A 23,566-nucleotide genomic window follows, 5' to 3' on the forward strand; every position below is an offset into this window, starting at 1 on the left:
CCCCGGTTTACGGTTTGCGGGATGCAGGATCCATTTTTTGGGTTGTCCCTGGGGCTATGGCGGTCATTTTTGGCCAGGGCCGGGCGCCGCGGCGGAATCATCGGTCCTGCCCTGATTCCGCCATAACGCCCGGTAGCCTTGGTTAAGGCATGCCTAGCGGGTCTTGTAGATGCTGTTATGCCAACCGCCGCCGCACCAGTCGCTCTGATTGGCCGTGCAGCGCGTATCGCACTTCCCTGGTTTATGCTCGTCCTGCTGCGGCACCTTGGCGTAGCCCAGGGTATTGCCGGCGTAGCATTGGCCTTGCCATTGCAGGCCGGCATACAGATACCCGGCATTCTTGGCGGCGTTGTAGCACGAGGCCGCCGTGGCGCCGGAAGGCATCAGCACCACCGGCAGGGCGCGGTTTTCCTTGTCTTCGAAACAGCCCTGGTAGGCGCCGGCCGGCGGCTGGCTGCCTAAGGTCAGCCCGGTGCTATACACCGTGTTGAACCAGATGCCGCCGCAGTACTGATTCGAATCAGCCGAACACCTCATGCCGCACGATCTGCCTTCTTCCTCAGGTTTGGCCTTTTGATAGCCGAGGGTGTTGCCGGCAAAGCACTGCCCGCCGTATTGCAGGCCAGCGTAGAGCAGGCCGCGGGCACGGGCGGCGGCCACGCAACTCTTCTTGGTCGCGCCGGATTGCGAGAGAACCACCGGCAGGGCGCGATTCGCCGCATCCGAATAGCAGCCCTCGTACTTTGGCTCAGCCACCGCCGGCGCACTGAGCCCCGTCTTGTGGATGCTGCTATACCAGCTGCCGCCGCAGGTATCGCCGTTGGCGGCGGTGCAAGGCATGTTGCAAAACTGCTTTTCATCCGCCACCGCAAGCTGCTGGTAACCCGGCGTATTCCCGGCAAAGCAAGTCCCGCCGTACTGCAGGCCGGCGTAGGCATAGCCGGCGGCCTTGGCAGCCGCGATACAACTTGCCACCGTGGCGCCCTGGCTCATCAGTTGAACCGGCAAGGCGCGGGCCTCGTCGTCCTTGAAGCAGCCGACGTAGCTCGACGGGCTGGCGGGCGAAGACTGAACGATTGCCCCGCCAGCCCCCACGGCGACGAAGGTGCCGTTGCCGTAAGCCACCGCATTCAGCGAGGCGTTATTCGGCGTGTTGACCGCCGTCCAATTACCGCTGGAGCCGGCGGTGTCGTAATAACCGATGCGCTTGTTGATCACGCCCACCACATAGCCGTTGCCGTAGGCCATGCCGCTCAGCGGGTCGCGCGTCGTCGTCGCCTTGGTCGAGCAGCTGGTGTCGGTAATGCTGATCAGGTTCAGGAAATAATTGCGCGAATCGAAACCGGCCGCCAGGAAGATATTGCCCATGTCAGCCGCGACGGAAACCGGGGAAATAGCGTCGCTGAACCCGCAGGAAAGCACCTGCCAGGTATTGCCGTCGGTCGAAGTGGCCACCTGGCCGGCGCGGCCAGTGACCACAAAGCGCGAGGTGCCGCTGGCGTTTTGCCCCGCAACGGCCAGCGCATTGGGTGAAGAACCGCTTGGCCAGGACGCCTGTCCCCAGGGAACAGCCGGATGCGTCGCGGTGAGCAGCTTGTTCGGATTGCCGACCACGACCCAACGCTCACCCACGCCGACCTTGCTGGCGACCCCCAACAGGTTATAAGAGGGATCGACGTTGTTGGCCGCCCAACTGGCACCCTTGTTGTCGGAAAAAATGATCGTTCCGTAACTGCCCACCGCCGTGAAATTCAGCGAACTGGCGCCGAAGGCCACCGCCGCGAGATGGCGCGATGTGCCAGACGCGCGCTGCGCCCAGCTAATGCCGTCCGACGAAGTCAGCACCGCGCCGTTGTTGCCGACGGCAACAAACGTGCCGTTCCCGAATACGATGCCATTCAAATCCTGGGTGGTAGGCGATGTGCGCGACACCCAGCCGCCGGGCGGTGTGCCGGCCCAAACCTGGCATGAACAGGCAAGTGCCGCCGCAAGCAAGCCGCCCTTGAAAACACGGGTCAGTGTCGTCATAAAACCTCCCCTTTTCGCCATTTACCGGAAAACCGGAATCGCGTTATCGAGCATTCGCTCTGTTGGCAAGCATCAAACCGGGCAAGCCGCGCTAATCGTGCGTCTAACCCCTTTATTCTTGATAGGTTGCCAATGGAATATTGTCAATGGCTTGTTGGGGCTGCCGCAGGCTCTCCAGTGGCACGTCGTGCCCGCTGCTGTCAGACTGGGTTTGCCCGCTCCAGATTCAGTGCCAGCAAGCGGCGGAGGATTTCTTCGTCGGACATCTCGGGGGTGTAGTCCGTCCAGCCGTAGGCGGCGGCGACGGCTCTGTCGAGGGCTTTGTGGGCTATGTCGAGCCAGGCGGGGCGGGCGTTGTAGAGGTTGGTCAGGGTACGCTTTTTCAGGTCGGCTTCGTGGCCGGGCTTGGCGACGGGGCGCTTGGGGAAGCCGGCTTTTTCCTCTTCCGGGGTGATGACCCAATCGACCCACTCCGGCGGGTTGAGCCAGGCTTCGCGCAGTTCGTTGAGGCGGCGGGCGGCGGCGGCGATGTTTTCGGCCAGGATGTCGCCGGCCATGCAGGGCGGCGTGGCCTGCCCGGTCTTGGGGACGGTGTCGCGCGGGGTCATGCCGGCCGGGAAGGGGAAGGTTTCGAAGGTGGTGGTCGGGGTGTAGCGCGGCCGGTCTTCGAGCGAGGTGCCGAGGCGCAGCGACCAGAGTTCGTGGAAGCGGGAATGCAGGATGCCAAAGGTGAGGTCGTCGGCACGGGCGATGACGACGACTTGGCCATCGCAAATTACCGGAGGCTTGATCCAGACAAAAAGCCGGTGCTTGGCGACGCGTGCCGTTCCGATAAAGCGCGCCAAGCCTTTTGTGGCTTTGCGTAAGTCGGGTGCAGAACGGGCGTGCAGCCACCAGCGTTCGCGTTCAAGCGGATTGTTTACTGCATCGCGAGCGGGTTTCACGTTTGTTTGAACGTGGCTGAATGGCTGCTCATAGAGGCTGGCATCAGGGAGCGCCATATCCACGCCAAAATCGACGATCCATGCATCCATAGGTCGGCGAGTAATGTCCAGCCCATTAACCCATGGCCGAAGAACGTCGGAATTGGGCCGGCCATTGGGGTTTCCGCCCATTCCCAGCCAACTGCGGCCTGTTTCGCCGGGTAAGTCGAACGAACCCTTTTTCATGCCGCCAATGAAAGATACGCCGCGATTTTCGGGCAGTGTTACTGCCGTTGTCAGGTTGAGGCCATCGCCGGCGCTTAGATCGGCGTGAATGTCTCCCACCGCAGCCCCATCCAGCCGACTTCCCCGGGCAACCGGCAAAAGCGGCCCGAATCCCACCAGCGAAACCCGCACGGCGGCGCCGTCATTCACCCATTCCTCATCGCTCCACGCCTCGAAAATGCGCGTGGTGTCGACGATGCGTTCCAGCACCTTGCGGTTGGCGCCGCCGCGGATGGAGTTGGTTGAAACGAGGCCGGCGGCTTGCAGCTTGCCAGCTTCAATCTGGGCGCGGGCTTTTTCGAACCAGTAGGTGACGAGGTCGGCGCCGCCCGGCACGCGGCCGTCGTAGGTTTTGCGCAGCGTTTCGACGTAGCTGGCGCCGAGTTCGCTGCGCATGACCTTGTCGCCCAGAAACGGCGGGTTGCCGACGATGACATCGGCGGCCGGCCATTCGGCTTCACTGCCGTCCGGGTTGAGCAGGGCGTCACGGTGTTCGATGCCGTCGAGCGGTTTGAGAATGGGGTTGAGGGCGTGCGGGTAGCCGTTGCGGCGGCACCACTGGATGTCGCCGATCCAGACGGTGACGCGCGCCAGCTCGGCGGCGAATTCGTTGATTTCGAGGCCGAGGATGTTGTGGGGGCCGGTCTGCATGGTGAGTTCGGGTTGCAGGCCGAGTTCCTGGGCGTCGATGTGGGCGCGTTTTTCGATGTCGCGCAGGGCTTTGAGGGCGAGGTAGAGGAAGTTGCCGCTGCCACAGGCCGGGTCGAGGACGCGGTAGTGGTTGAGGCGGAGCAGGAAGCCTTGGTAGGCCGCCCGGGAAGCCTTGCCCTGCCTGCTTTTCTGGCCGCCGGAAACGCCCGCCAGTAGGGCGTTTCGGACGGTTGCCCATTCAGCGGCGAGCGGCTCGCTGATCAGCGGTTGGATGAGTTTCTGGATGGTGCCAGTGTCGGTGTAGTGGGCGCCGAGCGGGGCGCGGGCGGCGGGGTCGAGGCCGCGTTCGAAGAGGGTGCCGAAGATGGTGGGGTCGATGGCGCGCCAGTCCATGTCGCTGGCGGCGCGGTTGAGTTGTTGCAGGTCGGCGGCGGTGAGCGGGGGAACGGCGATGGTTTTGAACAGGCCGCCGTTGAACCAGGCGATGTCGTGGTCGCCGTAGTCGCCGCCTTTTTGCTGCATGGCGGTGAACAGTTTTTCGATGCGGCGGGCGGCTTTGTCGGTGTCGCTGCCGGCGTTTTTGAGCAGGTCGGTGAAGATGCCGGCGGGGAGCAGTTGTTCGTCTTCGGCGAACATGCAGAACAGGCACTGGACGAGGAAGTGCGCGACGGCATCGCCGCTGCAGCCGCGCTCGCGCATGGCGGCGGCGAGCTGGGCGAACTGGCCGGCGGCCTGGGCGGTGATGGCGGCGGTGGATTTCTCGGGGCGCAGCTTTTCGGGGTCGGTGAAGACCCAGGCGAGGAGCTGGCGTTTTTCCGGCTCGACGAGGTCGTCGATACGGATTTCGCGCGGTTCGTCGGGGTAGCCGGTGAAGGCGGTGTGGATGACGATGCGCTCGCGGTCGCAAACGACGAGCAGCGGCGGGTTGTCGAGTTGCAGGGCGTAGTCAGTGAGCTGCTTGAGAGCGGCGTTGAGGTCGCGGCCGGGTTTCTTGTTCTCCCAGCCGAAGTGGCCGCGCTTCCAGACATCGGCCCAGCCGTCGCCGCCATTGGCCTTCTTGGCGCCGCGCTCGAAGCAGTAGTTGTCGGGGTCGCGCGGTTTGGCCACGCCGAGCAGATCGCAGAGGTCGTCGAAATGGGCCTGGGCGCCGGCGCGTTCGGTGAGCGGGTTGTTCTTCCAGGTGGCGATGAATTGTTCGGGGGTCATGGCGCGGCGGGCGGCGGGGAAAGGCTGCAGTGTAGCGATGCCGATGGGATTGGGGAAATGGCGGACGGCGGTGGGAAGGCGGCGGAGGGGCCGTTTCCGGGCTAGCATGGCGGCTTGCCGTGATTGACCCGGATACGCCGTGAAAACCCTGTCGTTGTACCTGCTGACTGCCGTGGCCGAGATTGTCGGCTGCTACCTGCCTTACCTGTGGCTGCGCGAGGGGCGCAGTGCGTGGTTGCTGCTGCCGGCGGCAGCCAGCCTGGCGCTGTTCGCCTGGCTGTTGTCACTGCATCCGGTGGCTGCCGGGCGGGTCTATGCGGCGTATGGCGGGGTGTATATCGGCGTGGCGATCCTCTGGCTGTGGGCGGTGGATGGTATCCGGCCGACGGCGTGGGATGCGCTGGGGTCGGCGGTGGCGCTGGCCGGCATGGCGATCATCATCTTTGCGCCGCGGGGGAGCTGAGGCGATGGCTGGCTTGCGCGAGGAATTCCTGGCCGGCGTGCGTGCCGAGTTGCCGTTGCTGCTCGGTGTCGTGCCCTTCGGCATGATCTTCGGGGTGCTCGGCCTGGCGGCGGGGCTGCCGGGCTGGGCCGTAGTGCTCAGTTCATCGCTGATCTTCGGCGGCTCTTCGCAAGTGGTTTTCGCGCAGTTGTGGGGAGCGGGGGCGCCGCCGGTGGTGTCGGTGGCCACGGTGGGCGTGGTGAATTTGCGCCACCTGCTGTACAGCGCAGCGGTGGCCGAATACCTGCGGGCCCTGCCCTGGCGCTGGAAATTGTTGCTCGCCTACCTGCTGACCGACGAGGCTTTCGCCGCGGCCCTGCCCCGCCTGCGCGACGGCCCGGCGACGCCGCAGCGGCACGGCTTCCTGCTCGGTACCGGCTTGACGTTGTGGGCCGGCTGGCAGGTGTCGACGCTGGCTGGCGTATTGCTCGGGGCGGCGATCCCGGCTGGCTGGTCGCTGGATTTCTCGATTGCCCTGACCTTCATGGCGCTACTGGTGCTGTCGGTGCATCGGCGTAGCGAGGCGGGGGCGGCGCTGGTGGCAGCCGTGGTCGTGCTGCCGGCGCTGGTTCTGCCGCACAAGCTGGGACTGCTGGTCGCGGCGGGGGGGGGCATCGCGGCCGGCCTGTGGCTGCGCCGTTATGAGCGGGGGGCGGCATGAGCACGGGCGTTCTGCTGCTCAGCATGGCGGCCTGCGGCTTGGCGACTTTCCTGATCCGCCTGTCGTTCATCGCCTTCGGCCACCATCTGCCGAACGACCCGCGCTTCACGGCGGCCCTGCGCTACGTGCCGCCGGCCATCCTCGGTGCGCTGATCGCGCCGGAAATCTTTGCGCTGAACGGCAGCGTCAGCCTCGCCCCGGACAACCCCCGCCTGTGGGCGGCACTGGCCGCCCTGCTCGTCGCCCGCCTGACCCGTAGCGTGCTGGCGACGATTGCAGCGGGGATGGTGGCGCTGTGGATGGTGCAGGCGGGTTTGGGGTGAGCCGGTTCAGGCCGCGAGACAATCGGCCAGCGTATCGCGTGCTTCAGGATGCGCGCTCAGGTCGGCAAGCAGTGGGTGGACAGCTTCGCTGATTGCGCCGGGTGCGGGTTGCGGCAGGTAGACGGGAATGCAAGGCCCGCCGCCGAGCGTGTTATTGAGAAGTTCCGCGTATTGGGTGCGGAAAGCGAGTTCATGCAGACGATAGCGCGGTCCACCCCAAAAAACTGAATTTCATGGGGTCAGCAAGGCTGGCTGTAGGTTATTTACCCAACGGCTTTGAGTAGGGTCAGCCCAGGAACAGCTTGTAAGCCGGGTTCTCGCTCTCGTCCCAATGGGCGTAGCCGAGATTCTTCAGGAAGTCCTTGAATGCACTCATTTCGCTGGGCGGCACCTGCATGCCGACCAGCACGCGGCCGTAGTCGGCGCCGTGATTGCGGTAGTGGAACAGGCTGATGTTCCAGCCGGCGCTCATCTGGGTCAGGAAGTTCATCAGGGCACCCGGCCGCTCGGGGAATTCGAAGCGGTAGATCAGTTCCTTGAGGCCCTTGTCGCAAACCGCCGGGGCATGGCCGCCGACCATGTGGCGGACATGGTTCTTGGCCATTTCGTCTTCGGTCAGGTCGAGCGTCGGGTAGCCGTGCTTTTGCAGGCTTTCCACCAGCTTGAGCGATTCCTTGCGGTCGGCAACCTGTACGCCGACGTAGACGTGCGCCTCGCTGGCCGTGTGGTAGCGGTAGTTGAACTCGGTGACGTTGCGGTTGCCGATCAGGGCCAGGAATTTCTTGTAGGCGCCGGGCTTCTCAGGCAGCGTGACGGCGAAGACGGCCTCGCGGCGCTCGCCGAATTCGGCACGCTCGGAGACGAAGCGCAGGCGGTCGAAATTCATGTTGGCGCCGGAGGTGATGGCGACCAGGTTCTTGTCCTTGAGCTTGTGCTGCCGGGCGTATTCCTTGGCGCCGGCGACGGCCAGCGCGCCGGACGGTTCGAGGATGGAGCGGGTATCCTCGAAGACATCCTTGATGGCGGCGCAGATGGCGTCGGTGTCGACCAGGATCACGTCGTCGAGGTATTCCTTGCACAGGCGGAAGGTTTCCTCGCCGACGAACTTGACGGCGGTACCGTCGGCGAACAGGCCGACCTGATTGAGGCGGACGCGCTTGCCGGCAGCCAGCGATTGCTTCATCGCATCGGCATCGAAGGTTTCGACGCCGATGACCTTGACCTCCGGCCGCAAGCGCTTGATGTAAGCGGCCACTCCCGCCGCCAGGCCGCCGCCGCCGATGGCGCAGAACACGGCGTGGATCGGCCCGTTGTGGCGCGAATGCTGGCGCAGGATCTCCAGACCGATGGTGCCCTGGCCGGCGATCACGTCGGGGTCGTCGAAGGGGTGCACGAAGGTCAGCTTCTCGGCTTTTTCCAGTTCCAGCGCCTTGGCGTAGGCGTCGTCGTAGGAGGAACCGGCGAGCACCACCTCGCCGCCGCGCCGCTTGACGGCATCGACCTTGATGCCCGGCGTCGATTCCGGCATGACGATGACCGCCCGGCAGCCAAGCTTGGCTGCCGACATCGCCACCCCCTGCGCGTGGTTGCCGGCCGAGGCGCAGATCACGCCGCGCTTGAGTTTCTCCGGCGACAGGCTGGCGATCTTGTTGTAGGCACCGCGCAGCTTGAAGGAAAACACCGGCTGCATGTCCTCGCGCTTGAGCAGAATCTTGTTGCCGGCCCGGGACGACAGGTTGGTGGCCAGTTCAAGCGGGGTTTCGACAGCGATGTCGTAAACCTGAGCGTTGAGGACTTTTTCGAGATAATCCGGGTGCATTGGGCGCAACTCATTCAAGCAAAAGGGAGATTCTACGGGTGGAGTGGCTAAACGTCACGGCGGAAAGCGGCTTGTGGGGGCTGCTGGCGGCCAGTTTCCTGTCGGCGACGGTGCTGCCCGGCGGCTCGGAAGCCCTGCTTTGGGGCTTTCTCAAACTGCATCCCGGCGAATCGTGGCCGGCCCTGCTGCTGGCGACGCTCGGCAACACGGCCGGCGGCATGACCTCGTGGTGGTGCGGCCGCTTCCTGCCGCGCTGGCAACGGCTGGCAAGCCTGCCGCACAAGGACAAGCTCGAACGCTGGGGCAGCCCGGTCCTGCTTCTCGCCTGGGCGCCGCTGATCGGCGATGCGCTGTGCGTCGCCGCCGGCTGGCTGCGTTTGCACTGGCTGCCGTGTTGCCTGTTCATGGCGGTCGGCAAGTGCGTCCGTTACTGGCTGGTGGCGCAGACGGCATTGGCGGGGTAAGCCGGAACGACCGGATCAGCGTGCTCAGGTCAGCACGTAATCGCGCACGACGGGCGCTTCGCCCAGCACCGGCAGCCCGGCCAGTTCGCAGGTTGCGCACTCGATGGTGTGGCAAATGGCGTCCAGCGCCAGGTCGTTGGCTTCGGTGCCGAAGGGTTCTTCGAGTTGCTCACCAACCATCTCCAGCGCCAGGAAGGTGTATGCGACGAAGGTGGCGATCAGCGGCGTCAGCCAGCCCAGGGTTGTCGTGATGCCAATGGGCAGCAACAGGCAATAGATGACTACGGTCCGGTTCATCAGGACCCAGTAGGTGTAGGGGATGGGCGTATTGGCAATCCGCTCGCAGGCACCTGATGCTTCGCCCAAGCGGTCCAGGTTGCGGCTCATGGCCAGCCATTCCATGTCGGCCAGGCGGCCAGCCTGTCGTTCGGCGACCAATGTCCGGCTGATGTCGAGCAGGATCAGTTGGGTAGGGAAGCGCTTGCCGACGACTTCGGCTTGCATCTCCGGGGTGAGCCACCGTTTCAGGTCGGCGGTGGCGTCGGTGTCGCGCAATTGGTGCTTCAACGCGTAGACAAAGGCGGACAGGGCGCGCGTCGTCCGTTCATGGAGGGCGGCGTGCGCTTCGCCAGGCAAGCTGCTGAGCAGCTTGCTGACCAGCCCCCGGGTTTCGATGAGTAGGATGCCCCACTGCCGGCGCGCCTCCCAGAAGCGCTCATAGCTCGCCGAATTACGGAAGCCGAGGAAGATGGCGAGTGCCACGCCCATCAGCGTAAATGGGGGAATGCTCAGGGCCGAATCGGGAAAATGCTGCAACCACCAGTTGCTGCACAGCACACTGAGCAGGGAAACAGTGAAGATGAGCGTCAACCGCCCGAAAATCTGCGGCAGGACCGAGCCATACCAGACAAAGAGCAGACGGAACCAGTGATGGCGGGGGCGGACAATCATGATCGGGCGGGGAAGGTGGGAATCGGCGGGGGGAGCAGATTAAGGCAGTTGATACGTTTGCTCAAATCGTTGGCGCGAACTGAACCGAAGGGCGCTTTTCCGGTCTACCGTGGCCGCCCGTTGCAACGCAATACGGTAAAATCCACTTTTTGATAGACCCTGGCTGCTTCCATGACTGCCCGCCTGCGCGAAATCCCCTACAACTACACCTCGTTTTCCGACCGCGAAATCGTCATCCGTCTGCTCGGCGCCGACAACTGGGCGGTGCTCGACGAACTGCGCAGCGAGCGCGTCACCGGCCGCTCGGCGCGCATGCTCTACGAGGTGTTGGGCGATATCTGGGTCGTGCAGCGCAACCCCTACCTGGAAGACGATCTGCTCGACAACCAGGAGCGCCGCAATGCGCTGGTCAACGCCCTGCATCATCGCCTGAAGGAAGTCGAAAAGCGCCGCGCCGAGAGCGAGAGTGAAGACCCGGAACGGTCGGCCAAGGTCAAGCGTCTGGTCGAGGCGGCTCAGGCAGCCGTCGACCGCTTCGCCGCCCGTTTCTCCGAGACCTATGACCTGCGCCGCAAGGTACAGAAGATTCTTGGCAAGCACACGCGTAAGGACAACATCGCCTTCGACGGTTTGGCCCGTGTCTCGCACGTCACCGACGCCACCGACTGGCGCGTCGAATACCCCTTCGTCGTCCTCTACCCGGACACCGAGGAGGAAATCGGCCACCTCGTGCGCGGCTGCTTCGAAGCCGGCCTGACCATCATCCCGCGCGGCGGCGGTACCGGCTACACCGGCGGCGCCGTGCCGTTGACGCCGTATTCGGCGGTGATCAACACCGAAAAACTGATCGACATGAGCCCGGTCGAGGAAATCGTCCTGCCCGGCCATAGCGAACCCTATGCCACCATCCGCACCGGTGCCGGCGTCGTTACCGACCGCGTTTCCGAAGCCGCTTCGCTGGCCGGCCGCGTCTTCGCTGTCGACCCGACCTCGGCTTCGGCTTCCTGCATCGGCGGCAACATCGCCATGAACGCCGGCGGCAAGAAGGCCGTGCTGTGGGGCACCGCGCTCGACAACCTGGCCTGGTGGAAGATGGTCGATCCGGACGGCAACTGGCTGGAAGTCGAGCGCCTGAACCACAATTTCGGCAAGATCCACGAGCAGGAACTGGTCGAATTCCGCCTCAAGCACTTCGACCCGAGTGGCAAGAAGCTGCTCAAGGAAGAAATCCTGAGCATGCCGGGCGCCGCCTGCCGCAAGGTCGGCCTGGGCAAGGACGTCACCGACAAGTTCCTCGGCGGCGTGCCGGGCGTGCAGAAGGAAGGCACCGACGGCATCATCGTCGCGGCGCGCTGGGTGCTGCACAAGATGCCGCCGATCTCGCGCACCGTCTGCCTCGAATTCTTCGGTCAGGTCCGTGAAGCCGTGCCGGCCATCGTCGAGATCACCGACTATTTCAAGCCGGGCGGTGCCGGTCACGCAGCTGGTGTTCAGCTGGCGGGTCTGGAGCACCTCGACGAGCGTTATGTGAAGGCCGTCGGCTACGCCACCAAGGCCAAGCGCCACGGTCGTCCGAAGATGGTGCTGATCGGCGATATCGTCGGTCACGACGAAAAGGCCGTGATGGCTGCTGCCTCGGAAGTGGTCCGCATGTGCAACCTGCGCGCCGCCGAAGGCTTCATCGCCGTTGACGCCGAGACGCGCAAGAAATTCTGGCTCGATCGCTCCCGCACCGCCGCCATCTCGCGCCACACCAACGCCTTCAAGGTGAACGAAGACGTCGTCATCCCGCTGCCGCGCATGGGCGAGTACTGCGACGGCATCGAGCGCATCAACATCGAGCTGTCCACGCAGAACAAGCTGGCCCTGTGCGATGCCTTGAGCGAATTCCTGCAGGGCGAGCTGCCGCTGCACGCCGGCGACGCCAATGTCGACAAGGATGTGCTGATCGGCGACCGCCGGCAGGCCGCCCTTGACTACGTGGCCTCCGTTCGCCGTCGCTGGGCCTGGCTGCTGGCCAATCTGGACATGCCGCTGGCCGAGGCCGAGGCGCAGTTCGCCGAATACGGCGTGGTGGCCGGCGAGTTGACCAACAAGGCGGCTAACCCGGTGCTCTTCCACCGCCTGCAGGACTATTCGGTCCGCACCTCGTGGAAGCAGGAACTGAAGGCCCGCCTGACCAAGATTTTCGACGGCACGGTGTATCGCCCGATCATCGAGCGCATCGAGGGCATCCACAAGGAAACCCTGCGCGGCCGCGTTTTCGTCGCGCTGCACATGCACGCCGGCGACGGCAACGTGCATACCAACATCCCGGTCAACTCCGACAATTACGAGATGCTGCAAACGGCGCACAAGGCCGTCGAGCGCATCATGCACATCGCGCGTGGCCTGGATGGCGTCATTTCCGGCGAGCACGGCATCGGCATTACCAAACTGGAATTCCTGTCCGACGAGGAAATCGGCCCCTTCCGCGCTTACAAGCAGAAGGTCGACCCGGAAGGCCGCTTCAACAAGGGCAAGCTGATGCCGGGCGGCGACATGGGCAATGCCTATACGCCGTCGTTCAGCCTGCTCGGCACCGAATCGCTGATCATGGAGCAGTCCGAGATCGGCAAGATTTCGGACATGATCAAGAACTGCCTGCGTTGCGGCAAGTGCAAGCCGGTGTGCTCGACCCACGTGCCGCGCGCCAACCTGCTGTATAGCCCGCGCAACAAGATTCTCGGCACCTCGCTGCTGGTTGAGGCCTTCCTGTATGAAGAGCAGACCCGGCGCGGCATTTCGCTCGACCATTTCGCCGAGTTCAACGACATCGCCGACCATTGCACGGTCTGCCACCGTTGCCTGAAGCCCTGCCCGGTCGATATCGATTTCGGCGACGTCTCCGTCGCCATGCGCAACTTCCTGCGCAAGCAGGACAAGAAGCGTTTCAGCCCCGGCACGGCGGCGTCGATGGCCTTCCTGAGCCTGAAGGATCCGTCCACCGTCAAGCTGATGCGCAGCGTGATGATGGACTTCGGCTTCAAGGCACAGCGCCTGGCGCACAAGGCGGTGAAGGCGGTCGGCCTGATCAAGGATACCCGCGCCCACCCGCCCGCTTCGGTCGGCGCGCCGTCGGTCAAGACGCAGATCATCCACTTCATGAACCGGCCGATGCCGGGCAACCTGCCCAAGCGTACCTCGCGTGCCTTGCTGGATATCGAGGACGACAAGGTCATCCCGGTCATCCGCAACCCGCAGAAAACGACCGAGGATTCCGACGCCGTCTTCTACTTCCCGGGCTGCGGTTCCGAACGCCTGTTCTCGCAGGTTGGCCTGGCCACCCAAGCCATGCTCTACGAAATCGGCGCCACCACCGTGCTGCCGCCGGGCTACCTGTGCTGCGGTTATCCGCAGACCGCCTCCGGCGACGACGACAAGGGGCAGCAGATCACCACCGACAACCGGGTGCTCTTCCATCGTGTCGCCAATACGCTGAACTATCTCGACATCAAGACGGTGATCGTCTCTTGTGGCACCTGCATGGATCAGCTGCAGAAATACCAGTTCGAGAAGATCTTCCCGGGCTGCCGCCTGCTCGACATCCACGAATACCTGATGGAAAAGGGCGTCAAGCTGGAAGGCGTCGAGGGGACGCGCTACATGTACCACGACCCCTGCCACACGCCGATGAAGGCCTACAACCCGCTGGCGGTGACCAACAAGCTGATGGGCCAGAACGTACCGCTGACCGACCGCTGCTGCGGCGACTCGGGCTCCTTCGCCTACTCGCGGCCGGACATCGCCACCCAGGTGAAATTCCGCAAACAGCAGGACATCGAGCAGCAGGCCGAGAAACTACGTGCTGACGGCTTCAAGGGTGACGTGAAGATCCTTACTTCCTGCCCGGCCTGTCTGCAGGGCCTGTCGCGCTACGACGACGATGCCGACACCCAGGCCGACTACATCGTGGTCGAGATGGCCAAGCACCTGCTCGGCGACAACTGGATGGCCGATTATGTCGGCAAGGCCAATAGCGGCGGCATCGAGCGGGTCCTGCTCTAAGCGCTGATTCCTGCGGCCACCGGCCGCCAACCGTGAAATAGTTCTTTTGTTTGCGGTGGCGGCGGGTGGTATTTACACTCTGGTGTATTCCTTTTGCTCACCGGAGCGCGAGAACGTGGAAATCGGCAGTCCAAGTTGCGAACTGTGCGCCCAGCCGGGCGGAACCCTCCTCTGGCAATCCGCTGCCTGTCGCGTCATTCGGGTCACTGACCCGCATTACCCCGGTTTTTGCCGCGTAATCTGGAACGATCACGTTCGCGAAATGACTGATCTCGATCCCGCCGCCAGAAACCACCTGATGCAGGTCGTTTTTGCCGTCGAAGCGGTCGTTCGCCAGCTTTTCTCCCCCCACAAGATCAACCTGGCCAGCTTTGGCAACATGGTGCCCCATGTGCATTGGCACATCATTCCGCGCTGGCAGGATGACCGGCACTTTCCTGAGCCGGTCTGGGGGAAGGTTCAACGCGAAGGGGGCGGGTCGCGCCCGCAGGTCAGCGATAGCGAACTGGCACAGGCCCTGCGCCTTGCCCTTGGGGACTAACGAACGAGGCCAACAACAATGAACTCGACCGACATGGACTGCCCGCTGCAGATCGCCGACCTGCGAAGCGGAATGGATTATCTCGCCCAGCTGTCGCTGGCCAATCCGGTGACCGCCGAACGGCAGTTGATGCGCTTCCTGGATGCCCTGCTCGGGGAACCGCCTGAACCCGGCCCCCTGTATGCCCTGCTCGAACAGGCGCGTACGCCGCTCTGCTTCGTCGAGGAGGAAATGGCCCGCCGCTACCACAATCGGGCCCTGCCGCTCGCCGATGAGGAGGAGAGCTACTTCCAGATGGTGGTTGCCGCCTGGCGCAAGATGGCCAAGGCCTACGCCCTGTGCGCCCGCCTGGAGCAGCCGGACACGGAAAATCCGCAGTATGTGGCCCTGATGGCGACCATCCTGCATCGCTGCCTGTACTACACGGGGATGATCATCCTCGAACACTACCGCGCGCGTCGCGAACTGCCGCCCGGGATCTGGCTGGAATTTCACGGTTACTACGAAACCGCCGAGGAATGGGGCATCGCCTACACACCGGTCGAGGATGTCCTGGAGAGCAGTCTCCAGGCAACGCACTGCGCGGCGGCCTATGTCACCCTGTTGCTGATCGAGATTGCCAGTCCGTACAGCAACAGCGTGCGCAACCTGAATCTGATCCGTCGTTGGGCCGGCGCCTGGGCACCGCTCGTCTCGATCCACCGGCTGACCGACGAGCTGGAGGTGCCACCGTACATCATCGAACTGATGAAGGACCTGCCGCTCCATCCGTCGGCCTATACCGACGAACCGACCAAGGATTCCCGGCGCCTCGACACGTCGCGCCTGGCCTTGCAGATCAGCCACATGCTCAGTCAGTTACGCCAGCGCATCACGCCGTCACAGCTGGGGCTGGGTGAGGAAACCTCGGGCCATGTCATTGGCCTGCTGGAACACCTGATGCGGCCATGGAGTCAGGCCGCCTCGCCGCGCCGCTTCCGGCGGTTTGCCAGCGAAGGGATAGCCCTCGTTGCGGTTGGTTTTGAAGCCATGCATCACTGCATCACTGGCCAGGAATTCACCCAGCCCGATACGGCAGCCACTTATTCGCGCGGTGAGTTCGACGAACTGTTCACTTTCCGCGACCGGGCCGAGCCCGGCCAGGCCTTGAGCATCAAGCCGCAGGCCAACTTTCCGGTGGATGAGTGGAGCGTCATCAATCACTCGGCCAACGGCTTCCGCCTGGCGCGCAGTTGTGCTGGCCAGCGCATCCAGCACGGGCAGCTGATGGTCGTCCGGCCGCATGACGGCGAGCATTTCCTGCTTACCCAGGCAAGCTGGCTGATGCAGGAGGAAAACGGCGGGCTGGTCGTCGGTGTCGCTACCCTGCCCGGCATGCCGACGGGCATCGGCATCCGGATGGCAACCGAGGGGGCGGGCAACAACGAACGCTACATCCGTGCCTTTATGCTGCCGCCGGTTCCGGCCATCGGCGAGGAGGCCTCGGTCGTCATCCCCTCCGGCCTGTACCAGGCCAGCCGCATCCTGGAGTTTTTCCGGGCCGGCGAGGCGCCAGGCAAGCTGCGCATGAATCATATCCTGCAGCGCGGTACCGACTTCGATCGTATCAGCTACCAGCGACTTTGACCTATCTTGGCGCCCTTCCGGGGCGAGTGCGCTAAACTAACGCCCTCAACTCCGGAGGACACCATGGCGGGCATAGATCGCGATACGCCGATACCGAGCGAAATCAAGCTGCACCAGAAATCCCGGCGCCTGGAACTGATTTACGAAGGGGGCGAGGCCTATACCCTCGACTTCGAGTACCTGCGCGTCTACACCCCGTCCGCCGAGGCCCGTGGCCACGGGCCGGGTCAGGAAACGCTGCAGACCGGCAAGCGTAATGTCGTGATCGAGCGTATCGAGCCGGTTGGCACCTACGCGCTACGTCTGGTTTTTTCGGACGGTCACGACAGCGGCCTGTACTCCTGGGACATGCTATACAACCTCGGCAAGCACCACGACCAGCTCTGGGCCGAGTATCTTGAACAAATCGAGAAGCAAGGCCTGTCCCGCGATATCGATACCACTTCACGCCCGGCGACCGGTGGCAGTTGCGGCGCCCACCATTGAAATCATGAGCAACGAAAAAACACATTTCGGCTACGAGACCGTCGCCGAGCAGGAAAAGGCCCGGCGGGTCGCCGACGTTTTCGATTCGGTGGCCAGCCGTTACGACTTGATGAACGACCTGATGTCGGGCGGCCTGCACCGCCTTTGGAAGGCGTTCACCATCCAGCGCAGCGGCGTCCGCGAAGGTTCGCGCGTCCTTGACGTGGCTGGCGGCACCGGCGACCTGTCGCTGGCGTTCGCCAAGAAGGTCGGCAAGAGTGGTCAGGTGTGGCTGACCGACATCAACAACTCGATGCTCGCGCATGGTCGTGATCGTCTGCTGAACAAGGGCTACATCCTGCCGGTCGCCCAGTGCGATGCCGAAAAACTGCCGTTCCCCGACGACTGGTTTGATTGCGTTACCGTTGCCTTCGGCCTGCGCAACATGACGCACAAGGATGCCGCACTGGCCGAAATGCGCCGCGTGCTGCGGCCGGGCGGCCGACTGCTGGTCCTCGAATTCTCGCAAATCTGGAAGCCGCTGGCTCCCGTCTACGACTTCTATTCCTTCCAGGTCATTCCGCGCATCGGCAAGCTGGTCACCAACGATTCCGACAGCTATCGCTATCTTTCCGAATCGATCCGGGTTCACCCGGGTCAGGAGGAACTGAAGGCGATGATGGAACAGGCGGGCCTCGAGAAGGTCGAGTACTTCAACCTCGCCTTGGGCGTCGTGGCGCTGCATCGGGGTTACAAGTTCTAGGGCGCAACGGCGTGATCGACAGCGTCAAGAAACTCGGCATTCGTGGCCTGAACCACCTCGTTCGCAGCGAATCCTGGGCGCAGCAACGTCTGCTGCGCCATGCCGGCGCACAACTCCGGGTTGAAGTCGGTCCGTTCACGATACGCCTCGCGATCGATTCGCATGGCTTGTTCCAGTTGACGTCCGACAGCGCCTCTCAGCCGGATGTCACCTTGACCTGTCCGCCGGAGGTGTTGCCGCTGGCCTTGATGGACAACAGCAAGTTGTTCGCTGCCGTAAAACTTGGCGGCTCGGTGGATGTCGCAGAGAGCCTGGGTTTTGTCTTCCGCAATCTTCGCTGGGATGCCGAAGGCGACCTCGCCGGGGTGATCGGTGACATTCCGGCACATCGCCTGGCGATCATCGGCCAGGCCCTGGCGCGCAGTCTGCGCAGCGGCGTACACAATGTCGTGGAGAACGCCCGCGAATACGCCGTCGATGAGGCGGCTATGCTGATCGGGCCCGGCGAATTCGCGAGTTTTGCAGAATCGGTCAATCGCCTGCGGGACGACGTGGCCCGTCTGGAAAAGCGCTTGGCGAGGCTATGACCAGCTCTGCTGAGGCGGTGGCCCGGGGCGGGCCCAGAAAGTGAAAAAGGCAGCCGAGGCTGCCTTTTTTGTATCGGAAGGTTCCGATCAGTGCGTATGCTTGCGCAGACGCTGAATTGCTTGCAGCTGGGCGATGGCTTGCGCCAGTTCGACCTCGGCAGCGGCGTAATCCATTTCGGCTTGCCGGTTAGCGAGAGCTTCCTCGGCGCGCTTCTTGGCTTCCAGTGCCTTGGCTTCGTCCAGATCATGGGCGCGAATCGCGGTATCAGCCAACACGGTGATCATGTCAGGCTGAACTTCGAGCATGCCACCGGACACATAGACCAGCTCGAACTCGGCTTGGTCGGGCACCTTCAAACGAATGGTGCCCGGCTTGATGCGAGTCAGCAGCGGGGTGTGCTTCGGCAGGATGCCCAGTTCCCCGGCTTCGCCGGGGAACACCGCGATCTCGACCAGGCCGGAGAAGATCGATTCTTCGGCGCTGACGACATCACAATGAACGGTCATAACCATTACGGGCTCCTATGCAGACTCTGCATTACTGCAGGGTCTTGGCCTTTTCGATGACTTCCTCGATACCGCCGACCATGTAGAACGCTTGTTCCGGCAGGTGATCGTATTCGCCAGCACAAATGCCCTTGAAGCCCTTGATGGTTTCCTTGAGCGGAACGAACTTGCCCGGGGAGCCGGTGAAGACTTCAGCAACGTGGAACGGCTGCGACAGGAAGCGCTGAATCTTACGAGCACGGGACACGGCCAGCTTGTCTTCCGGCGACAGTTCGTCCATACCCAGAATCGCGATGATGTCACGCAGTTCCTTGTAGCGCTGCAGGGTCATCTGCACGGCACGGGCAACGGCGTAGTGCTCTTCGCCGACGATCTGCGGGTCGAGCTGGCGGGAGGTGGAGTCGAGTGGATCGACGGCCGGATAGATACCCAGCGAGGCGATGTCACGCGACAGCACGACCGTGGAGTCGAGGTGCAGGAAGGTGGTGGCAGGCGACGGGTCGGTCAAGTCATCGGCAGGCACGTAAACGGCCTGGATGGAGGTGATCGAACCGACCTTGGTGGAGGTGATGCGCTCCTGCAGACGGCCCATTTCTTCAGCCAGCGTCGGCTGGTAGCCCACGGCGGAAGGCATGCGGCCGAGCAGTGCGGACACTTCGGTACCGGCCAGGGTGTAACGGTAGATGTTGTCGACGAAGAACAGGATGTCACGGCCGTCGTCACGGAAACGCTCAGCCATGGTCAGGCCGGTCAGGGCGACGCGCAGACGGTTACCCGGCGGCTCGTTCATCTGACCGAACACCATCGCCACCTTGTCGAGAACGTTGGAGTCCTTCATTTCGTGGTAGAAGTCGTTCCCTTCACGGGTACGCTCGCCCACGCCAGCAAACACGGACAGACCGGAGTGCTGCTTCGCGATGTTGTTGATCAGTTCCATCATGTTGACGGTCTTGCCGACGCCGGCGCCACCGAACAGACCGACCTTACCACCCTTGGCGAACGGGCAGATCAAGTCGATAACCTTGATGCCGGTTTCCAGCAGATCGACGGAGGAAGACAGTTCGTCGAACTTCGGAGCCGGCTGGTGAATCACGCGCAGCTCGTTGGAATCGATCGGACCCGCTTCGTCGATCGGGCGACCCAGCACGTCCATGATGCGACCCAGGGTACCCATGCCGACCGGCACGGAGATGCCGGCGCCGGTGTTGTTGATCTTCATGCCGCGACGCAGGCCATCGGAAGAACCCATGGCAATGGTACGGACCACGCCGTCACCCAGCTGCTGCTGAACTTCGAAGGTCAGACCGGTTTCCACCATGCCGTTTTCTTCAGAAGCGTCGAGCTTGAGCGCGTCGTAAACCTTCGGCATCGCGTCGCGCGGGAACTGGATGTCCACAACGGCGCCGATGCACTGAACGATTGAACCTTGACTCATATTCAAATCCCCAAAAATAAAATCTTCGCGCTGTCGTCAGACAGCGGCGGCGCCGCTCACGATTTCCGAAAGTTCCTTCGTAATCGCAGCCTGACGGGCCTTGTTATAGACCAGCTTGAGTTCGCCGATGACGTTCTTGGCGTTGTCGGAAGCGGACTTCATGGCGACCATACGAGCCGACTGCTCGGAAGCCATGTTTTCAGCCACTGCTTGGTAGATCAACGCTTCGACGTAGCGAATCAGCAGATCGTCGATAACGGCCTTGGCATCCGGTTCATAAACATAATCCCAGCCAGCCTGGTGAGACGATTTGACGGTCTCGTCGGCGAGCGGCAGGAGTTGTTCGAAAACCGGCTCCTGCTTCATCGTGTTGATGAAGCGGGTATAGCCAATATAAAGCGCGTCGATTTCGCCCTTCATGTAGGCGTCGAGTTGAACCTTGACCGGACCGATCAGCTTTTCCAGGTGCGGGGTGTCGCCGAGACCGACGACATGCGAAACGATCTTCGCACCTGAACGTTGCATGAAGCCGAAGCCCTTGTTGCCAATACAGGTCGCCTGGAGTTTCTTGCCTTGGCCTTCCAGTTCCTTCATCTTGCTGACGACAAGACGCAGGACGTTGGAGTTGAGGCCGCCGCACAGACCCTTGTCCGAGGTGACCAGTACCAGACCAACCGACTTCGGCTCACGCTTGTCGAGGAACGGATGCTTGTACTCGGTCAGAGCGTTGGAGAGATTTGCTGCGACGCGCCGGATCTTTTCGCCATAGGGACGGGCAGCCCGCATCCGGTCCTGCGCCTTGCGCATTTTGGATGCGGCCACCATCTCCATGGCCTTGGTGATCTTGCGCGTATTCTCTACGCTCTTGATCTTGTTGCGAATTTCCTTGCCGCTAGGCATGGCGTTCTCCTAAGATCAGGCCCAGGTGTTCTTGAAAGCCTGGATGCCGGCGGCCAATGCCTTTTCGGTGTCAGCGCTCAGGTCGGCGGTCGATTCCATGGTGTTCATGACATCGGCGCAGTTGGCCTTGAGGTAGCTGATCATCGCCTTTTCGCATTCCAGCGCGCGCTTGACCTCGACGTCGTCGAAGTAGCCCTTGTCGGCTGCGTAAAGGGTGACGGCCATTTCGGAGATGCTCATCGGAGCGTACTGGGGCTGCTTCATCAGCTCGGTCACCAGACGGCCACGTTCCAGCTGCTTGCGGGTCGCTTCGTCGAGATCGGAAGCAAACTGGGCGAAGGCAGCAAGTTCGCGATACTGGGCCAGGGCCAGACGGACACCGCCACCGAGCTTCTTGATCAGCTTGGTCTGGGCGGCGCCACCCACGCGGGACACCGAGATACCGGCGTTGATCGCGGGGCGGATACCCGCGTTGAAGAGGTCGGTTTCCAGGAAGATCTGGCCGTCGGTGATGGAGATCACGTTGGTCGGAACGAAGGCGGAAACGTCACCGGCCTGAGTTTCGATAACCGGCAGAGCGGTCAGCGAGCCAGTCTTACCCTTGATTTCCCCGTTGGTCAGCTTCTCAACCCAGGCAGAGGAAACGCGAGCGGCGCGCTCCAGCAGGCGGGAGTGGAGATAGAACACGTCACCCGGATAGGCTTCGCGGCCCGGCGGACGGCGCAGCAGCAGGGAAACCTGACGATAGCCCCAAGCTTGCTTGGTCAAATCGTCGTAAATGATCAGGGCGTCTTCGCCACGGTCACGGAAGTACTCACCCATCGTGCAGCCGGCGTACGGAGCCAGGTACTGCAGCGCAGCGGATTCGGAAGCGGAAGCGGCGACGACGATGGTGTATTCCATCGCGCCATGCTCTTCGAGCTTGCGAACGACGTTGGCGATGGTGGAAGCCTTCTGGCCGACCGCAACGTAGATACAGAAGAGGTTCTTGCCCTTCTGGTTGATGATGGCGTCGACAGCGACGGCGGTCTTACCGGTCTGACGGTCACCAATGATCAGTTCGCGCTGGCCACGACCGACCGGAACCATGGAGTCAACGCACTTCAGACCGGTCTGGACCGGCTGGGATACGGACTGGCGCCAAATAACGCCCGGGGCAACCTTTTCGATCTTGTCGGTCAGCTTGGCGTTGATCGGACCCTTGCCGTCGATCGGCTGGCCCAGGGAGTTGACGACGCGGCCGAGCAGTTCCGGGCCGACCGGCACTTCGAGAATGCGGCCGGTGGTCTTGACGGTGTCGCCTTCGGAGATGTGCTCGTATTCACCGAGAACCACAGCGCCGACGGAATCGCGTTCGAGGTTGAGCGCCATGCCGAAGGTGTTGCCCGGGAATTCGAGCATTTCGCCTTGCATGACGTCCTGCAAGCCATGCACGCGGCAGATACCGTCGGTGACGGAAACCACGGTGCCCTGCGTGCGCACTTCCGACGCGCCCTGCAGGTTCTGGATCTTGCTCTTGATCAGTTCAGAAATTTCGGAAGGATTCAACTGCATGAAATTCTCCTAGTTGTTCAGTGCCACGGCCATGGCATCGAGTTTGCCGCGGACTGAAGCATCCAGCACCTGGTCACCGATGGCGATACGCACACCGCCGATCAGGCTCGGGTCGACTTCGACGCGAGCGGTCAGGCGGGTACCGAAGTGGGTTTGCAGCTCATTGAGCAGGGCTGCTACTTGGGTATCGTCAATGGGAAATGCGGAATGCACCACCGCCTCCTTGACCCCTTCTTCCTGGCTCTTGGCCAGTTCGAAAAGCCGGGAAATCTCCGGCAGGAGTGCGAGACGCCGGTTTTCTGCGAGGGTACGAACGAAGTTGCCGAGTACGGCATCGTTGTCTTCGCACAGCGAGATAACGAGTGCGGCAACCTGCTCAGCGGAGAGCTGGGGATTGCCCATGACCGAAGCCATGTCCCCATTCTGGGCGATCAACGCCAGCTTTTGCAGGCGCTGCGACCAGATGCCCTGCGCCCCGGATTCCTGGGCCACACGATAGATGGCTTCGGCGTAGGGGCGAGCGATGGTGACGGATTCAGCCATAAGCTTTACAGATCCTGTTTGATCGTAGCCAGAATGTCGGCATGTGCCTGGGCATTGATCTCGCGACGCAGAATCTTTTCTGCACCGGAAACGACCAGAGTCGCCACTTGTTCGCGCAGTTGCTCCTTGGCGCGGACGGCTTCCTGTTCGATTTCAGCCTTGGCACCGGCAACGATGCGGTCGGCTTCGGCCTTGGCGTTAACCTTGGCTTCTTCGATCAGTTGAGCAGCGCGCTTTTCAGCATTGCCGATCAGTTCGGCGGCCTTTTCCTTGCCTTCACGGAGAGCTTCCGTGGAGCGCTTGGTGGCCAGTTCGAGATCCTGCTTGCCACGCTCGGCAGCAGCCAGACCATCCGCGATCTTCTTCGCACGCTCGTCGAGCGCCTTCACAATGGGCGGCCACACGAATTGCATCGTGAACCACGCCAGAATGAAGAACACAACCAGCTGTGCGAACAGCGTTGCGTTCAGATTCACGGTCTATTCCTCTTCTAAAAGGTTGATGGGAAGAGGATCGATTAGACCAGCTTGAACGGGTTGGCGAAGGCGAACATCATGGCGATACCAACACCGATCAGGAAGGCGGCGTCGATCAGACCGGCCAGCAGGAACATCTTGGTCTGCAGGGCGTTCATCAGTTCAGGTTGGCGGGCGGAAGCTTCGATGTACTTGCCACCCATCAGACCGATACCGATACAGGCACCGATAGCGCCCAGACCAATGATCAGGCCGGCAGCCAGAGCAACAAAACCGAGAACGTGTTCCATGACAACTCCTTGCTAAGGT

Annotated in this window: 21 protein-coding genes; 10 read left to right on the forward strand and 11 right to left on the reverse strand. The window is 62.7% G+C overall.

From position 1 onward, the window contains the following. Window positions 1-153: 153 nt before the first annotated feature. On the reverse strand, window positions 154-2,028 hold the full coding sequence (locus K420_RS19610; RefSeq protein WP_051452958.1) for a WSC domain-containing protein: 1,875 nt from the start codon (window positions 2,026-2,028) through the stop codon (window positions 154-156). A 200-nt stretch (window positions 2,029-2,228) separates the two neighbouring features. Continuing rightward, window positions 2,229-5,201 carry a class I SAM-dependent DNA methyltransferase gene (locus K420_RS0104940; protein WP_232422734.1) on the reverse strand — a complete coding sequence of 991 codons (2,973 nt, stop codon included), beginning with the start codon at window positions 5,199-5,201 and terminating at the stop codon, window positions 2,229-2,231. A 31-nt stretch (window positions 5,202-5,232) separates the two neighbouring features. On the opposite strand from K420_RS0104940, the gene K420_RS0104945 reads away from it, so the two are divergent. Genes K420_RS0104945 through K420_RS0104955 form a run of 3 tightly spaced genes read left to right on the forward strand, consistent with a single transcriptional unit; the run spans window position 5,233 to window position 6,579 of the window. Next, complete coding sequence (locus tag K420_RS0104945; protein ID WP_027457081.1) at window positions 5,233-5,556, forward strand: YnfA family protein; 324 nt, start codon at window positions 5,233-5,235, stop codon at window positions 5,554-5,556. 4 nt (window positions 5,557-5,560) lie between these two features. Continuing rightward, entirely contained in the window at window positions 5,561-6,256 is a 696-nt protein-coding gene (locus K420_RS0104950; protein ID WP_051452959.1) for an AzlC family ABC transporter permease, read from the forward strand. Beyond that, entirely contained in the window at window positions 6,253-6,579 is a 327-nt protein-coding gene (locus K420_RS0104955) for an AzlD domain-containing protein (RefSeq protein ID WP_027457083.1), read from the forward strand. Before K420_RS0104950 ends, K420_RS0104955 begins: the two co-directional genes overlap by 4 nt. A 286-nt stretch (window positions 6,580-6,865) precedes the next feature. On the opposite strand, the gene ilvA is transcribed toward K420_RS0104955, so the two are convergent. Then, window positions 6,866-8,398: a threonine ammonia-lyase, biosynthetic gene (ilvA, locus tag K420_RS0104965; protein WP_027457085.1), complete on the reverse strand. Its 1,533-nt coding sequence runs from the start codon at window positions 8,396-8,398 to the stop codon at window positions 6,866-6,868. A gap of 38 nt (window positions 8,399-8,436) precedes the next feature. On the opposite strand from ilvA, the gene K420_RS0104970 reads away from it, so the two are divergent. Then, entirely contained in the window at window positions 8,437-8,862 is a 426-nt protein-coding gene (locus K420_RS0104970; RefSeq protein WP_027457086.1) for a YqaA family protein, read from the forward strand. A 24-nt stretch (window positions 8,863-8,886) separates the two neighbouring features. Here the strand turns inward: K420_RS0104970 and K420_RS0104975 are convergent, their stop codons facing one another. Further along, on the reverse strand, window positions 8,887-9,813 hold the full coding sequence (locus K420_RS0104975; protein ID WP_027457087.1) for a bestrophin family protein: 927 nt from the start codon (window positions 9,811-9,813) through the stop codon (window positions 8,887-8,889). Between the two features lie 171 nt (window positions 9,814-9,984). Here K420_RS0104975 and K420_RS0104980 point away from each other — a divergent pair, with 171 nt between their 5' ends. From K420_RS0104980 to K420_RS0105005, 6 genes are all read left to right on the forward strand, one after another. Beyond that, window positions 9,985-13,860 carry a DUF3683 domain-containing protein gene (locus tag K420_RS0104980; protein WP_027457088.1) on the forward strand — a complete coding sequence of 1,292 codons (3,876 nt, stop codon included), beginning with the start codon at window positions 9,985-9,987 and terminating at the stop codon, window positions 13,858-13,860. A gap of 115 nt (window positions 13,861-13,975) precedes the next feature. Then, on the forward strand, window positions 13,976-14,401 hold the full coding sequence (locus K420_RS0104985) for an HIT family protein (RefSeq protein ID WP_027457089.1): 426 nt from the start codon (window positions 13,976-13,978) through the stop codon (window positions 14,399-14,401). Window positions 14,402-14,419: 18 nt separating this feature from the next. Continuing rightward, entirely contained in the window at window positions 14,420-16,027 is a 1,608-nt protein-coding gene (locus tag K420_RS0104990; RefSeq protein WP_157275007.1) for a hypothetical protein, read from the forward strand. A gap of 63 nt (window positions 16,028-16,090) precedes the next feature. Beyond that, window positions 16,091-16,513 carry a gamma-butyrobetaine hydroxylase-like domain-containing protein gene (locus K420_RS0104995; RefSeq protein ID WP_027457091.1) on the forward strand — a complete coding sequence of 141 codons (423 nt, stop codon included), beginning with the start codon at window positions 16,091-16,093 and terminating at the stop codon, window positions 16,511-16,513. A 4-nt stretch (window positions 16,514-16,517) separates the two neighbouring features. After that, window positions 16,518-17,255, forward strand: a complete 738-nt coding sequence (ubiE, locus tag K420_RS0105000) for a bifunctional demethylmenaquinone methyltransferase/2-methoxy-6-polyprenyl-1,4-benzoquinol methylase UbiE (protein ID WP_027457092.1) — start codon at window positions 16,518-16,520, stop codon at window positions 17,253-17,255. An 11-nt stretch (window positions 17,256-17,266) separates the two neighbouring features. Beyond that, window positions 17,267-17,842 carry a ubiquinone biosynthesis accessory factor UbiJ gene (locus K420_RS0105005; protein WP_051452960.1) on the forward strand — a complete coding sequence of 192 codons (576 nt, stop codon included), beginning with the start codon at window positions 17,267-17,269 and terminating at the stop codon, window positions 17,840-17,842. Window positions 17,843-17,929: 87 nt separating this feature from the next. On the opposite strand, the gene K420_RS0105010 is transcribed toward K420_RS0105005, so the two are convergent. The 7 genes from K420_RS0105010 to atpE are packed head-to-tail and all read right to left on the reverse strand — an operon-like array spanning window position 17,930 to window position 23,547. Beyond that, on the reverse strand, window positions 17,930-18,355 hold the full coding sequence (locus K420_RS0105010) for a F0F1 ATP synthase subunit epsilon (protein WP_027457094.1): 426 nt from the start codon (window positions 18,353-18,355) through the stop codon (window positions 17,930-17,932). Window positions 18,356-18,380: 25 nt separating this feature from the next. After that, window positions 18,381-19,784 (reverse strand): F0F1 ATP synthase subunit beta, encoded by a 1,404-nt coding sequence (atpD, locus tag K420_RS0105015; RefSeq protein ID WP_027457095.1) that lies wholly within the window; start codon window positions 19,782-19,784, stop codon window positions 18,381-18,383. A 36-nt stretch (window positions 19,785-19,820) separates the two neighbouring features. After that, on the reverse strand, window positions 19,821-20,684 hold the full coding sequence (gene atpG / locus K420_RS0105020) for a F0F1 ATP synthase subunit gamma (RefSeq protein ID WP_027457096.1): 864 nt from the start codon (window positions 20,682-20,684) through the stop codon (window positions 19,821-19,823). A gap of 15 nt (window positions 20,685-20,699) precedes the next feature. Then, window positions 20,700-22,238 (reverse strand): F0F1 ATP synthase subunit alpha, encoded by a 1,539-nt coding sequence (atpA, locus tag K420_RS0105025; protein ID WP_027457097.1) that lies wholly within the window; start codon window positions 22,236-22,238, stop codon window positions 20,700-20,702. Window positions 22,239-22,247: 9 nt separating this feature from the next. Beyond that, the gene (locus tag K420_RS0105030; RefSeq protein WP_027457098.1) at window positions 22,248-22,781 is read right to left on the reverse strand and encodes a F0F1 ATP synthase subunit delta; all 534 of its coding nucleotides are present in this window, start codon (window positions 22,779-22,781) and stop codon (window positions 22,248-22,250) included. 5 nt (window positions 22,782-22,786) lie between these two features. Beyond that, complete coding sequence (locus K420_RS0105035; protein ID WP_027457099.1) at window positions 22,787-23,257, reverse strand: F0F1 ATP synthase subunit B; 471 nt, start codon at window positions 23,255-23,257, stop codon at window positions 22,787-22,789. Window positions 23,258-23,298: 41 nt separating this feature from the next. After that, complete coding sequence (atpE, locus tag K420_RS0105040) at window positions 23,299-23,547, reverse strand: F0F1 ATP synthase subunit C (protein WP_027457100.1); 249 nt, start codon at window positions 23,545-23,547, stop codon at window positions 23,299-23,301. Between the last annotated feature and the right edge of the window lie 19 nt (window positions 23,548-23,566).

Origin of the sequence: Dechloromonas agitata is5 (assembly GCF_000519045.1) — a bacterium.
Taxonomy (GTDB): Bacteria; Pseudomonadota; Gammaproteobacteria; order Burkholderiales; family Rhodocyclaceae; genus Azonexus; species Azonexus agitatus.